Below are 13,426 nucleotides of genomic sequence, written 5' to 3' on the forward strand. Positions count from 1 at the left end.
CCGTAACAATATTCCTCGTGTCAAGTACTGCTAGGATTAACGAGTGACCAACGTCTTCGACGATCCCCGGATCACCGCCGTCGGCCTGCTCTTCGAGGCACACGCCGGGCTGTCCGCCCGGTTCAACGCCCAACTCGAGGAGCATGGCCTCTCCGCGGTCGAGTTCGAGGTCATCACCCGACTGGCCCGCTCGCCGGGCAACCAACTACGCATGACCGACCTCGCCGCGCAGACCTCGTTGTCGACGAGCGGTGTGACCCGGGTGGTGGACCGGATGGAGCGCGACGGGTTGCTCACCCGGCGAGCCTGCCCGAACGACAGGCGCAGCTCGTACGCGGTGGTCACCGCCGCCGGGATGCAGCGGCTCAATGAGACGCTACCCGGGCATCTCCAGATGATCGAGCAATGGTTCACCGGCCAACTCGACCCGGAGGCGCTGACGGCCCTGCTCGACGGGCTGCGCCGGGTACGCGACGCCGCGCATCCGTGCGCCACCGCCGGCAGCGACGACGTCAGCCCCGAGCAGGAGGCCGCCGACACCGGGCCCTGAGCAGTCGGCGTGATGTGGTTGCCACCGGCAGAAAGACCGGCAGAACTTGTCGACGAAGCCGGACAATCCCGGCCAATCTGACTTTACGCCCCCTATGGCGGTGGCAGGCTTTCTGCACCGGGAACCACCGGGGGGTGACGGCGCGGGCGGACAGCGAGGGGTAGCACCAAGGGGGCTATTCGTCCGCGCCACTCCCCGCCCAGCTAGGGCGCTTCCGGCCCGCTCCGGGCAGCCGTCAGCGCATAGAGCAGCCCCGACTCCTGCGGCAGCAGCTGGATGCCGCTCTCCTGGCAGGCCCGTTCGAGCCGCTCCAGGGCCACCGGGTCGCCGGTGCTCGCGGCAAGTCCCACAAGCGCCTCCACCACGTCTCGACGCTCCTGACCCTTGGCGTCGGCAGCGGCGGCGAACCACTCGGCGGCCAATTCCCGGTCACCCTGGTGCAGCGCCAGGTTCCCTTCGATCAACGCGGCGAGCCCCGCCTCCGGTCCGCCACCGGACCACGCCGCGTCCGCCGAGCGTTGCCTCGGTACCACGGCCCGGTGAGCCGGCGTCTGTTCGGCCGCCTCAGCGGCTCCCGTGCGCAGCTCGGTGAGCACCTCTGTCGCTTCCTCGGCGCGTCCGTCCTGGGCGAGCGCCAACCCGATCTGTCCGAGCACCCGCCGGCGCCGTCTCGGATCACCAAGCTCGGACAACGCCACGAGCGCCCGCCGGCCCTGGTCCACGGCGTCCGCGTACCAGCCCTCCAGGCGGGCGACCTCGGCTCGATCAGCCCAGGCCAGCACCCGAAGGCGCTGCTCCCCACTCTCGGCGGCGAGCCTATCGACAGCAGCGATCCGGCGGCGGGCGGCGGCCAGGTCGCCGGTCCGGATCTCGTGCCAGGCGAGACTGTGCTGGGCCACCGCCAGATCCCGGGTACGTCCGTTACGGGCGGCCAACCGCAGCGCCGTCTCCGCCTGCTCGCGAGCCTCGTCCTGCCCACCGACGGAGATCAGCAGGGTGCCGAGAAGGTTTCGCGCCTCAAGCTCCCCGGTGACGTCGCCGGCCTGCCGGAAGATGTCCAACGCCGCACGCGCCGTCGCCAACTCCTCGGCACCCGCACCGTGCTCGGCCGCGAGCCGGGCAACCCCGAGCGCGGCCCAGCCCCGCAGGATCGGATCAGCGTCGGCGGTCCGCGGGTCCGCCAGTAGCCGCCGCAGCCACTGTCGCCCGGAGACGTCGCGCCCGCGGAGCCGCCACCAGCGGGTCAGGCACGCCGCCAGCCGCAGCGCGGTGAGCGGGTCGTCAGTGGCCGCGTGGGCCAGCGACGAGCTGATGTCACTGCTCATCTCGTCGAGCCGGTGCATCGCGGCGGGCAGCCGGGGGCCGACCAGGTGGCTCGCGGTCCGGGCCACCAGGCGCGCGATCACCTCGGCGTGCCGGCGCCGGATGCAGGTCAGCTCACCCGCCCCGGCCGCCTGCTCGGCGGCGTAGTCGCGGACCGCGTCGAGCAGCCGGAACCGGAACGGCCCGGTGCCGCGTACGCTCAGCAACCCCAGCTCGACGAGCCGGTCCAGCAGTGGCACGGGGTCGATCGCCACCGTGCCGTCCCGGTCGGCCTGGTCGCCGAGCATCTCCTCGGCCAACTCCACCGACCAGCGGTCGCCGAACACGGCGAGCTGCCGCAGCGCGGCCCGCTCGTCAGGTGCCAGCAGCAGGTAGCTGGTCGCCACCGCGTCGCGCAGGGTGACCGACACCGCCGCCGTCGAGCCGGGGTACGACTCGCTGGCATGACGGGTACGCGGGCCCGGGGTGTCCCAGCCGGGGTGGGCCGCCGGATCCGCGGGAGTGGCGAGATCGAGTACGCGGTCGCCGTACCGGTCAAGCAGCTCGTTGAGGTCGAGCAGTCGGCCCCGGGCGGCCATCAGCTCGATGGCCAGCGGTAGCCCGCCCAGCCGGCGGACCAGCGCGACAAGCGCGGGCAGCTCGTCGGGAGTGGGTGGCTCCCGGCGGACCTGGGCCAGCCGGGAGGTGAACAACGCGACCGCCGGCCACGATTCGAGGGTCGCCGCTCCGGCGCGTTCGGCGCCCGGTGGCGGCACGTCGAGCGGTGCGACAGGCCAGACCCGCTCGCCGGGCAGTCCGACCGGATGCCGCCCGGTGACAAGCACCCGCAACGAGGGCACGGCACCGATCAGCCGGTGCAGCGTGGTGGCCACCGGTCCCGGCGCGTGCTCCACCGCGTCCATCACCAGCAGCGCCGGCCGGCCGGCGAGCCGGGCCACGAGTTCGGGCAGCCGGGCCGCGCCAAGCACTGCCGTCGACACGGCGAACACGTCCGGTCCGTCCGAGCCCTCGGCGACAAACATTCCGGCCACACCGCCCGGGTGCGCGACGGCCACCAGATGTGCCACCGCCGTCGCCAGCGCGGTCTTGCCGACCCCGGCCAACCCGACCAGGCTCACCAGCCGTGGCCCGCGCTCCGTCGTCAGTATCTCGGCCAGCTCGGCAAGGTCGCGGTCCCGGCCGACGAGCGCCACCGGCGGCGGGAGGGTGGCCGGCGGGTCGGTGGCTGCCGGCGAGGCCCCGCCACCGGTCCCGAGCGCCGTGGGGGTGGTGTCCGGCCGGGAGTCGGCGCTGGAGAGGCCGCGGGCGGCGGCCAGGAACGCCGCCCGGCCGGTGCCGGTCAGCGCCAATGCCGTGGCGAGCAACTCGACGGTGGTGCGTTGCGGCCGGACCGACCGGCCGCGCTCCAGGTCACGCACGGTCCGCACACCCACCCCGGCCCGCGACGCAAGCTCGGCCTGGGTCAGGCCGGCGGCGCGTCGATGTTCACGGAGCAGCTCCGGCAGGGAGGTACGACCAGCCGGGCTCCGTGACCGATCATGATCCGGAGTCATGGCCACGAAGAGTACGGATGGACTACGACCGTCGGCAGCCGAACGTCGGGCTGCCGACGCCGGTTCGCCGATAATCCGACAGCCCTACGGTCAGCCCTGCCGGGCCGACCGGTGGGCCCACCCGGCGGACCTTCAGAGACCCAGCTCGCGGGCGATGATCATGCGTTGCACCTCGCTGGTGCCTTCGCCGATCTCCAGGATCTTGGAGTCCCGCCAGAAGCGGGCCACCGGGTACTCGTTCATGAAGCCGTAGCCACCGTGGATCTGGGTGGCCTCCCGGGCGTTGTCCACAGCGATCGTGCTGGCGTGCAGCTTGGCGATGGCGGCCTGGCGCTTGAACGGCTCGCCGGCCAGCATCCGGGCGGCGGCGTCGTAGTAGGCCAGTCGAGCGGTGTGCGCCTTCAACTCCATGTCGGCGATCTTGAACTGGATGGCCTGGTTGGCGCCGATCGGCTTACCGAAGGCGTGTCGCTCCTTCGCGTACTTGATCGACTCGTCGACGCAGCCCTGGGCGAGGCCGACCGCAAGTGCGGCGATGGCGATCCGACCCTCGTCGAGGATCCGCAGGAACTGGGCGAAGCCCCGGCCCCGCTCGCCGAGCAGGTTGGCCGCCGGCACCCGGCAGTCGTCGAACGTCAGCTCATGGGTGTCCGAGGCGGTCCACCCCACCTTGGAGTAACCGGGGGCCACCGTGAATCCGGGCGTGCCGGTGGGCACGATGATCGTCGACAGCTCCTTGGAGCCGTCCGGGTTCGTGCCGGTCACCGCCGTGACGGTGACCATGGCGGTGATGTCGGTCCCCGAGTTGGTGATGAACGCCTTGGATCCGTTGATCACCCACTCGTCGCCGTCGAGCACCGCCCGGGTCTGTGTGCCTGCGGCGTCCGAGCCGGTGCCCGGCTCGGTGAGACCGAAGCCCGCCAGCGCCTCGCCACTGAGCAGCTTCGGCAGCCAGGTGGCCTTCTGCTCCTCGGTGCCGAAGCGGTAGATCGGCATCGCGCCCAGGGAGACCGCCGCCTCCAACGTGATCGCCACGCTGGAGTCGACCCGGGCCAACTCTTCCAGGGCCAGGCAGAGCGCGAAGTAGTCGCCGCCCATGCCGCCGTGCTCCTCGCCGAAGGGCAGGCCGAACAGGCCCATCTTGCCCATCTGGCGGATCACCTCGTACGGGAAGGTGTGCTGCTCGTAGTGCTCGGCGATGACCGGGGCGACCACCTGGCGCGCGAAGTCCCGCACGCTCTCCCGCAGCGCCGCTTGTTCGTCGGTGAGCCGGAAGTCCATCTCATCCTCCTGTAAGGACGGTCCGCCGGGCGCTCGTGACGCCGGGACGGGTCGCTGTGCGGGGTGGGTCGAGGGTCAGACCGGGGTGACGCCGTGCCGGCGACGGGAGAAGTGCCGATCCTTCGTACGGGCTGCCGCGAAGCGACGGACCAGCTCGGTACGCAGGTCGTGCGGTTCGACGATGGCGTCCACCACCAGTTCGCTGGCCAGCCGGACGACGTCGATGTCCTGCTCGTACTCGGCGCGCTTGGCGGCCACGAAGGCAGCCCGCTCGGCCTCGTCCTCGATGGCGACGATCTTGTTGGCGTAGACCGCGTTCACGGCGGCCTCGGCACCCATGACCGCGATCTTCGCGCTGGGCAGCGCGATCGTGGCGTCCGGCTCGAAGCCGGGGCCGGCCATCGCGTAGAGACCCGCGCCGTACGCCTTGCGGACCACCACACAGATCTTCGGGACTGTCGCCTCGGAGATCGCGGTGATCATCTTGGCGCCGTGCCGGATGATGCCCTGCTTCTCCACCGCGCTACCGACCATGAAACCGGGTACGTCGCTGAGGAACAGCAGCGGCACGTTGAACGCGTCGCAGAGCTGCACGAACCGGGTCGCCTTGTCGGCCGAGTCGACGAAGAGCACGCCGCCCTTGAACATCGAGTTGTTGCCCAGGACCCCGACGACCTGGCCGTCGAGGCGGCCGAAGCCGATTGTCAGCTCCTTGGCCCAGAGTGCCTGGATCTCGAAGAACGAACCCTCGTCGAGCAGGCCCTTGACGTACCGCCGCATGTCGAACGCCTGCCGTTCGCTCGCCGGCACCAACGCGGCCAGGTCGGCCTTCGCGGGCGCGGCGACCGCCGGCGCGGCCGGCGGCGCCTGGGTCCAGTTCGCCGGCAGGTACGACAGGTAGGTCTTGACCACGTCCAGCGCGTCGGCCTCGGTCTTGCAGAGGAAGTGCCCCACCCCGGACTCGGTGGTGTGCACCTTGGCTCCGCCCATCGCCTCCAGGGTGGTCTTCTCCCCGGTGACCATCTCGACCATCCGGTCGGAGCCGAGGTACATGCTGGCGTTGCCGTCGACCATGGCGACCACGTCGCAGAACGCCGGAATGTACGCCCCACCGGCGGCGCTCGGGCCGAACAGCGCGCACACCTGCGGGATCGAGCCGGAGGCGCGGACCTGGTTCCAGAAGATCTTGCCGGCGCCGCGTCGGCCGGGGAAGAGGTCGACCTGGTCGGTGATCCGCGCACCGGCCGAGTCGACCAGGTAGACCATCGGCACACCGGCGCCGTAGGCGCGCTCGATGATGCGGATGATCTTCTCGACGGTGCGGGCGCCCCAACTGCCGGCCTTGACCGTGGAGTCGTTTGCCATCAGGCAGACCTGCCGGCCGTCGATGGTGGCGGTGCCGGTGACCACACCGTCGGCGGGCAGCCCGTCGGCCAGCGCGTTGGCGTAGAGGCCGTCCTCGACGAACGATCCCTCGTCGACCAGGAGGGCGACCCGCTCGCGGGCGAAGAGCTTGCCCTTCGCCGCGTTGGCCGCGTGGTACTTGTCCGCACCGCCGGACCGGGCCCGCTTGCGCAGCTGCTCCAGTGCCTCACCGTCGAGCGTCACGCCGACTCCCTCACCAGGCTGACCTGAACGATCGTTAGGCTAGCGTATCGACGCCACCGCCCGCGACCCATGAGCGAATCAGACGGTGGCACCTCAGAGCAATACATTGAAAAACATGAATGCTTGTCGCTAGGCTCCTGACACCCCCTCCTCCCGGATTGGAGTCAGCGATGACCTCACGACTCAGTCGGCTCGCGGTCGCCCTGGTGGCAACCGCAGGTGCCACCCTCGGCGTCACGGTCGCCAACCCCGCGCCCGCGTCCGCCGCGATGACCATCTGCTACAACACCAGCCAGGCAGGCAGCTACGCCGGCACCGCCAGCCAGGCCGCCTCGATCTGGAACAACGCCACCACGAACCTGACGCTCTCCGCCAACTGCGGCTCCAACCTGCGGATCTACCAGATCACCGGCGGCGGCTCGTACGCCGTGCGGACCAGCCTCGGCAACGGCCGGGTCTACATCGACACCCAGCAGGCGGCGCAGTACAGCCCGCTGCGGATCATGACCCACGAGATCGGGCACATCCTCGGCCTGCCGGACAACTACAACGGCAACTGCGCGATCCTGATGTCCGGCGGCAGCGCCGGCACCAGCTGCACCAACCCGTACCCGAGCACCACCGAGGCGAACCGGGTGAGCAGCCTCTTCGCCGGCACGTTCAGCGCCACCGACCGTAGCGCGGACGTCTTCCGCGACAGCTGGCCGAGCGTGCTCACCCCGGCGAGCTGACCGAACTGGCACGTGGAAGGGGCCGGCGCGCGCGCCGGCCCCTTCGTCGCGTCCTCAGCTCGGCAGCGGCGTCAGCCGGGTGCGTGGGCCCGCGCGCAGCACCCCGGACGGCAGCTTCTTACCGAGCAACTCCTCGGCCAGTTCCGCCACCTCGATCAGCGCCGCCAGGTCGACGCCGGTGTCGATGCCCATGTCGTGCAGCATGTGCACGGCCTCCTCGGTGGCCAGGTTGCCGCTGGCCCCCGGCGCGTACGGGCAACCACCCAGACCGCCGACGCTGGCGTCGAACTCGGTGACCCCCAGCTCCAGCGCGGTCAACAGGTTGGCCAGCGCCGTACCCCGGGTGTTGTGGAAGTGCAGCAGTACCGGCACGTGCGCGTTGCGGTCGCGGACCGCGGTCACCAGCTCGCGGACCCGGCGTGGGGTCCCCATTCCGGTGGTGTCGCCGAACGCGACCCGGTCCGCGCCGTCGCGGACCACCCGGTCCACGATGCCGGCCACCCGCCGCGGGTCGATGTCCCCCTCGTACGGGCAGCCGAAGCTGGTCGCGATGATCACCTCGACCTGCGCGGAGGCGCCGTGCAGCAGGTCGATCAGCTCGGCGATGTCGTCAAGTGACTCGTCGGTGGACCTGTTGACGTTGCGCCGGTTGTGCGTGTCGCTGGCCGAGACCACCACCTCGATCTCGGTGAAGCCGGCCGCCAGGGCACGCTGGGCGCCCCGGGTGTTCGGCACCAGCGCCGAGTAGCGCACCCCGTCGGCCCGCACCGACCGCCGCCACACCTCGTCCGCGTCGGCCATCTGCGGGATCGCCTTCGGGTGCACGAACGAGACAGCCTCGATCCGGCGTACGCCGGTGGCGGAGAGCGCGTCGAGCAGCCGCACCTTGGCGTCGGTCGGGATCGGGTCCTCGTTCTGCAACCCGTCCCGGGGGCCGACCTCACGGATCGAGACGGAATCTGGCAACTGGCTCATCGGTCACCTCGCTGTGACGTCGGATCGGGACGGGGGGTCGGGTGCCCTGCCCGTCCTTTGCACTGCTTCAACTGACGCAACACCGATCGTCCGGTATCCGGACGTCCACTGTTGCGTCCAGGTAAGCAGAGCAAAGGGCGCGGATGCCAGTGCCGCCGCGCCGCCGCGAGGGCAGCGCGGCGCACGACCGGCGGTGTGCGACCGCCCGGGACTCAGCGCATGCGGGAGACGATCGCGGTGTCGTACACGCCGGAGAGGAACTCGTCGTTCTCCAGCAACTCGGCGAAGAAGGGCAGGTTGTTCTTCGGGCCGACTATCTGGAAGCCGGCGACCGCGTCCCGAGCGCGGGCGATCGCCTCTTCGCGGGTGTCGCCGCTGACGATCAGCTTGGCCAGCAGGCTGTCGTAGAACGGCGTCACGGTGTTGCCCTCGGTGTAGCCGGAGTCCACCCGGACGCCCTCGCCCGCGGGCTCCACCCAGGTCGTGACCTTGCCCGGGCCGGGCAGGAAACGCTTCGGGTCCTCGGCGTTGATCCGCAGTTCGATGGCGTGCCCGCGCGGCGCGAGCGCGTCCGGGTCGAACGTCGGGGCCAGCCCGGACGCCACCCGCAACTGCTCCTCGACCAGGTCGATGCCGTAGACGTACTCGGTCACCGGGTGCTCCACCTGCAGCCGCGTGTTCATCTCCAGGAAGAAGAACTCGCCGGAGGCCGGGTCGAACAGGCACTCCACGGTGCCCGCGTTGCGGTAGCCGACCGCCTCGCCGGCCCGCACCGCCGCGGCCAGGAGCCGGGACCGCAGCTCGGGTGAGACCGCCGGTGACGGGGACTCCTCGACCAGCTTCTGGTTGCGCCGCTGCACCGAGCACTCCCGCTCGCCGAGCGCCACCACCCGGCCGTCGGCCAGGCCGAGGATCTGCACCTCGACGTGCCGTACCCGGGGGAAGAACCGCTCGATCAACACCGAACCGTCACCGAACATCCGCTCGGCGAACGCGCGCACCTTGTCGTACTCGGTGCGCAGCGCGGCCTCGTCGACGGCGACGCCCATGCCCATACCGCCGCCACCGGCCGCGGCCTTGACCATCACCGGGTAGCCGATCTCGGCGGCGGCCGTCACCGCCGCGCCCAGGTCGGCGGCCGGATCGGTGGTGCCGGGCGCGACCGGAACGCCGGCCGCCGCCATCAGGTTCCGAGCGTTGATCTTGTCGCCCATCGCGGAGATCGCGTCCGCGCCGGGCCCGACCCAGATCAGGCCGCTGGCCTCGACGGTACGGGCGAACTCGGCGTTCTCCGACAGGAAGCCGTACCCGGGGTGGATGGCCTGCGCGCCTGTCGATTTGGCGGCGGCGAGGATCGCCTCGGTGTTGCGGTAGCTCTGCGCCGGGGCCGGCGGGCCGATGAGGACCGCCTCGTCGGCTTCGGCGACAAACGGCAGGTCGGCGTCGGCCTCCGAGTACACAGCGATCGCGCGGATGCCGAGCCGCTTGGCGGTCCGGATGATCCGGCGGGCGATCTCGCCCCGATTGGCGACCAACAGTGACTCGATCATGTTTCCTCCCGGCGTCCGGATGTTGGGACGATGTCAGGGAATCACGACCGGCGTGCTTCTGACGAGTCGGCTCAGGCGAGCAGTGCGGCCAGGGTCGCCCCGCGCAGCAGCTCGGCACGACGCCGCCGATCCACCTCGCCACCGAGGAACGGGGTCGAGTTCATCAGGCCAAACGCGGCGTGCGCCAGCACCCGCGCCTCACCGTCGGGCATGCCCGGGTGCAGCGCGGTGAGCACTGTCACCCACTCCTCCACGTAGAGCCGTTGCAGACGGCGGATGCGCCGCCGCGGCTCCTCCGGCAGGCGGTCCAGCTCGTGCAGGTGCAACGCGATCACCGCCGGGTTGGCAAGCGCGAACTCGACGTGGAAATCGATCAGCGACTCCAGCACCTCGCGCGGACCGTCCGGGTGCCCGGCCGCCCGTTCCCGCCCGCCGGCCAGCAGACCCTCGCTCACCGGGATGAGCGCGGCAGCCAGCATCGCCTCCTTACCGGCGAAGTGGTGGTAGAGCGCCGGACCGGTGACCCCGGCGGCCGCGCCGATGTCATCCATCGACACACCGTGGTAGCCACGGGCGGCGAACAGACCGACCGCGATCTCCAGAATCTCGTCCTTGCGGGACCTGCGCCGGCCCGTACCCGCCGCACCCCGTGCCTGCTGCTCCACCGTCACCCGGCAAGCCTAGACCGCGAACTGCCTGCGGTGGAGGACAGCGGCTTGACCCTCGACCCGGTTGACCCCGCACGGTCGCCGGATGACCTCCACCGCTCTCGGCCGGGATTTCCGGCTGCTCTGGTCCGCCGCCGTCTCGTCCAGACTCGGCGACGCGCTGCGTACGCCGGCGCTCGCCCTGCTGGCCGCGACGGTGACCCGCGACCCCCGGATCATCGCCGCGGTCACCGTCGCCGGTCAGCTGCCGCCACTGCTCTTCGGCCTGCTCGGCGGCGTGTACGCGGACCGCTGGGACCGCCGTCGGACGATGGCCCTGGTCGACGGCGTACGCGCCGCGGTGGTGGCGGCGCTGGCCGTGGCGGTCGCCCTCGACCGGGTCGACGTGGCGGTGCTGCTGCTCGCCGCGTTCCTCCTCGCCGCGCTCGGCTCGCTCTTCGACTCCGCCTCGTTCGCCCTGCTTCCGGCCTTGGTGCCCGCGGATGCGCTGCCCCGGGCGAACGGCCGGCTTCAGGCCGGGTCCGCGGTGGCCGGCGGTTTCCTCGGCGCACCCGCCGCCGGTGTCCTCTTCGCCGTCGCCCCGGCCCTGCCGTTCGCTCTCGACGCCGTCACCTTCGCCGCCGCCGCCCTGCTCGTACTGGCACTGGCACCAGGGCCGGTGCCGAGCCCGAACGCACGGCGCGGTTCGGTGCGAGGTGAGATCGCCGAGGGGGTGCGCTGGTTACGCGGCCACCGGACACTGTGGCGGGTCACAGTGCTCGCCGCCGCCTGCAACCTGGCGATCAGCGGGATCATGGCGGTGCTGGTGCTCTACGCGCTCGACGTGCTGCGAGTGCCGCCCGCCGGGTACGGGCTGTTCGCCGCCGCCGCCATCGTCGGCGGTGTGGCGGGAGCGCTCGGCGCGGGTCGGCTCGCCGCCCGGGTCGGCACCCTGCCGGCGCTGCGCGCCGTGCTCGCCGCGCAGACCGTGGCGCTCACCGGGTTCGCGCTGGCTCGCCATCCGGTGCCGGGCGGCCTCGCGTTGGCCGTCTTCGCCGCCGGGTCAGTGGTGTGGAACAGCCTGTCCGCGTCGTACGGGCAGCAGCACGTGCCGGCCGGCCTGCTCGGTCGGGTCGGTGCGGCCCAGCGGATGGTAGGTCTGCTCACCGCACCGGCCGGGGCGGTGCTCGCCGGCCTGGCCGCCGGGGCGTACGGCACGGTGCCGGTGGCGGGCGCGGCAGCTGTAACGTTCGCGCTTGTCACCCTCACCGCGTGGCGGACACTGCGGTCGGCGACGCCTGCCGTGCTGAGCCCCTAGCTGGGCGTCGACGTCCGGTGGGACAGCCCGGACAGCCGTAGCGCGACCCTCCGGCGGGCGGGCGGCAGGGCACCCAGCAGCCGGATCAGCACGTCCCGGGCAGGTCGGCGAGCCGGCGAGACGGTCGCCAGACGGGTCAGCCCGGCGGCGAAACTGAGCACGTCCTCGGCCATCGGCCGCTGCCCGGTGCTGTAGTCGTCGAGAAGCGATTCCGGGCCGCCGTCGAGCACGTCCGCCACCGCGGTGCCGAGGGCCACCGCGTCGCAGATGCCGAGGTTCATGCCCTGACCACCGGCCGGACTGTGCACGTGCCCGGCATCCCCGGCCAGCAGCACCGGCCCGGCCCGGAAGGTGTCGGCGATCAGGTGATGCACCCGGAACCGCGAGCCCCAGAGCACCTCGGTCACCCGGTCGGGTCGTCGCGCCGGGCCGCGCTCGTCGAGCAGCGTCTGGAGAAACGCCGCATCGGGATCCGCCGGAGCCGCCGCCACCGCCGCCACCAGTCGGACCACTCCGTCCGGCAGCGGCGCCCAGATCAGCGGGCCGGACCGGGCGAGGAAGAGCGCCACCTCGTCGACGGGCAGGACGCTGTCCACCCGCACGTCGGCGAGCACGAAGGACTCCTCGTCGCGTGGGCCGGTGAACACGATGCCGGCCGCCTGCCGGACGGTGCTGTGCAGGCCGTCCGCACCGACCACGTACCGGGCGCGCAGCGCGGCCCCGTCCAACTGCGCGAGCACCCCGTCACCGGTCGGGGTCAGGCCGGTCAGCCGGTACGGCCGTCGTACCTGGACGCCGAGGGCGGCGAGCTGGGTGCTGAGGACCGCCTCGGTGACCGACTGCGAGACCAGCAGCGCGTAGGGGAAGCGGGACGGCAACTCGTGGAACGGCACCGTCAGCAACACCCGGTCCCGGTCGCGGACGGTGAAGCGCGGCGACCGCACCCCCTGGGCGACGAGCGGCGCGGCGGCGCCGATCCGGTCCAGCACCTCCAGGGTGTACGCGTGCACTACCGCCGCACGGGAGGTCGTCGGCGGTACTGCCAGTTGGTCGAGCACTGTCACGTCGATCCCGCGGCGGGCCAACGTCAGCGCGGCGGCGAGACCGGTGGGGCCAGCTCCCACCACCAGCACATCGGTGCTCAACGGCAGCATGGCCACCTCCGCAACAACGTTGCCAACAATTGTTGGCAAACACCTGTTGGCAACGCTAGGTCGCTGCTGATTGTGTGTCAACAGGTGTTGGCATACGGTCGTCGACATGACCGCGTCCGCCGAATCGCGCCACCCCCGGCGCTCCGACGCCACCCGGGCGACCATCCTGCGAGCCGCCCGGGAACGCTTCGCGGCGGACGGATACGAGCGCGCCACGATCCGGGCCATCGCCGCCGACGCCCAGATCGACCCGTCGATGGTCATGCGCTACTACGGCAGCAAGGAGGGGCTCTTCGCGGCGGCCGCCGAGTTCGACCTCCGCCTGCCCGACCTGACCGGGGTGCCGCCCGCGCGCCTCGGCGAGATGCTGATCCGGCACTTCCTCGCCCGCTGGGAGGGCGACGAGACGCTTGTGGCGCTGCTCCGGGCCGCGAGCACGAATCCGGGAGCCGCCGAACGCATGCGCGGCATCTTCGTCGATCAACTCGCCGCCGCGGTGGCCGCCGTCGGCACCGACCCGGCGACGACGGCCCGCCGGGCCGGTCTGGTGGCCAGTCAGATCCTCGGCCTGGCGTTCACCCGCTACATCGTCCGCCTGCCACCCGTTGTGGACACACCAGCGGAGGAGTTGGTCCCCTGGATCGCACCGACGCTGCAGCGCTACCTGACCGGGGTGCCGGAAGACTGACCCAACCTTTTACGCCTCCCCGTGCGTTTGCCAGGTGACGCGCAACGC

Annotated in this window: 11 protein-coding genes; 4 read left to right on the forward strand and 7 right to left on the reverse strand. The window is 71.7% G+C overall.

Features of this window, described 5'->3' with window-relative positions:
* Window positions 1-43: 43 nt before the first annotated feature.
* Entirely contained in the window at window positions 44-550 is a 507-nt protein-coding gene (locus tag AB0B85_RS22770) for a MarR family transcriptional regulator (RefSeq protein WP_357410401.1), read from the forward strand.
* Window positions 551-753: 203 nt separating this feature from the next.
* Here AB0B85_RS22770 and AB0B85_RS22775 read toward each other — a convergent pair whose 3' ends face one another.
* From AB0B85_RS22775 to AB0B85_RS22785, 3 genes are all read right to left on the reverse strand, one after another.
* Window positions 754-3,426, reverse strand: a complete 2,673-nt coding sequence (locus AB0B85_RS22775) for a helix-turn-helix domain-containing protein (RefSeq protein ID WP_357410403.1) — start codon at window positions 3,424-3,426, stop codon at window positions 754-756.
* A 132-nt stretch (window positions 3,427-3,558) separates the two neighbouring features.
* Window positions 3,559-4,707, reverse strand: coding sequence for an acyl-CoA dehydrogenase family protein (locus tag AB0B85_RS22780; protein WP_357410405.1), 1,149 nt, complete (start codon window positions 4,705-4,707; stop codon window positions 3,559-3,561).
* A gap of 75 nt (window positions 4,708-4,782) precedes the next feature.
* Window positions 4,783-6,315: an acyl-CoA carboxylase subunit beta gene (locus tag AB0B85_RS22785; protein WP_357410408.1), complete on the reverse strand. Its 1,533-nt coding sequence runs from the start codon at window positions 6,313-6,315 to the stop codon at window positions 4,783-4,785.
* A gap of 170 nt (window positions 6,316-6,485) precedes the next feature.
* On the opposite strand from AB0B85_RS22785, the gene AB0B85_RS22790 reads away from it, so the two are divergent.
* A complete protein-coding gene (locus AB0B85_RS22790) occupies window positions 6,486-7,046 on the forward strand; it encodes a snapalysin family zinc-dependent metalloprotease (protein WP_357410409.1) in 561 nt (186 codons plus the stop codon).
* 54 nt (window positions 7,047-7,100) lie between these two features.
* Here the strand turns inward: AB0B85_RS22790 and AB0B85_RS22795 are convergent, their stop codons facing one another.
* The 3 genes from AB0B85_RS22795 to AB0B85_RS22805 all read right to left on the reverse strand — a co-directional run bounded on the left by AB0B85_RS22795 (window position 7,101) and on the right by AB0B85_RS22805 (window position 10,242).
* Window positions 7,101-8,012, reverse strand: a complete 912-nt coding sequence (locus AB0B85_RS22795; protein WP_357410525.1) for a hydroxymethylglutaryl-CoA lyase — start codon at window positions 8,010-8,012, stop codon at window positions 7,101-7,103.
* 221 nt (window positions 8,013-8,233) lie between these two features.
* Window positions 8,234-9,571, reverse strand: a complete 1,338-nt coding sequence (locus AB0B85_RS22800; RefSeq protein ID WP_357410411.1) for a biotin carboxylase N-terminal domain-containing protein — start codon at window positions 9,569-9,571, stop codon at window positions 8,234-8,236.
* A 71-nt stretch (window positions 9,572-9,642) separates the two neighbouring features.
* A complete protein-coding gene (locus tag AB0B85_RS22805) occupies window positions 9,643-10,242 on the reverse strand; it encodes a TetR/AcrR family transcriptional regulator (RefSeq protein ID WP_357410413.1) in 600 nt (199 codons plus the stop codon).
* A gap of 82 nt (window positions 10,243-10,324) precedes the next feature.
* On the opposite strand from AB0B85_RS22805, the gene AB0B85_RS22810 reads away from it, so the two are divergent.
* Window positions 10,325-11,536 (forward strand): MFS transporter, encoded by a 1,212-nt coding sequence (locus AB0B85_RS22810; protein ID WP_357410415.1) that lies wholly within the window; start codon window positions 10,325-10,327, stop codon window positions 11,534-11,536.
* On the opposite strand, the gene AB0B85_RS22815 is transcribed toward AB0B85_RS22810, so the two are convergent.
* Window positions 11,533-12,690 carry an FAD-dependent oxidoreductase gene (locus AB0B85_RS22815; RefSeq protein WP_357410417.1) on the reverse strand — a complete coding sequence of 386 codons (1,158 nt, stop codon included), beginning with the start codon at window positions 12,688-12,690 and terminating at the stop codon, window positions 11,533-11,535. The two genes, AB0B85_RS22810 and AB0B85_RS22815, sit on opposite strands and share 4 nt — an antisense overlap.
* Window positions 12,691-12,796: 106 nt before the next feature.
* Here AB0B85_RS22815 and AB0B85_RS22820 point away from each other — a divergent pair, with 106 nt between their 5' ends.
* Complete coding sequence (locus tag AB0B85_RS22820; RefSeq protein WP_357410419.1) at window positions 12,797-13,378, forward strand: TetR family transcriptional regulator; 582 nt, start codon at window positions 12,797-12,799, stop codon at window positions 13,376-13,378.
* Window positions 13,379-13,426 lie beyond the last annotated feature (48 nt).

The organism is Micromonospora sp. NPDC049044, from assembly GCF_040649215.1.
GTDB lineage: Bacteria > Actinomycetota > Actinomycetes > Mycobacteriales > Micromonosporaceae > Micromonospora.

Bases quoted from the DNA above. Each gene is read 5' to 3' on its own strand.
- AB0B85_RS22780 (WP_357410405.1), bottom strand. From the start codon at position 4,707: ATGGACTTCCGGCTCACCGACGAACAAGCGGCGCTGCGGGAGAGCGTG.
- AB0B85_RS22790 (WP_357410409.1), top strand. From the start codon at position 6,486: ATGACCTCACGACTCAGTCGGCTCGCGGTCGCCCTGGTGGCAACCGCA.
- AB0B85_RS22815 (WP_357410417.1), bottom strand. From the start codon at position 12,690: ATGCTGCCGTTGAGCACCGATGTGCTGGTGGTGGGAGCTGGCCCCACC.
- AB0B85_RS22775 (WP_357410403.1), bottom strand. From the start codon at position 3,426: ATGACTCCGGATCATGATCGGTCACGGAGCCCGGCTGGTCGTACCTCC.
- AB0B85_RS22820 (WP_357410419.1), top strand. From the start codon at position 12,797: ATGACCGCGTCCGCCGAATCGCGCCACCCCCGGCGCTCCGACGCCACC.
- AB0B85_RS22810 (WP_357410415.1), top strand. From the start codon at position 10,325: ATGACCTCCACCGCTCTCGGCCGGGATTTCCGGCTGCTCTGGTCCGCC.
- AB0B85_RS22800 (WP_357410411.1), bottom strand. From the start codon at position 9,571: ATGATCGAGTCACTGTTGGTCGCCAATCGGGGCGAGATCGCCCGCCGG.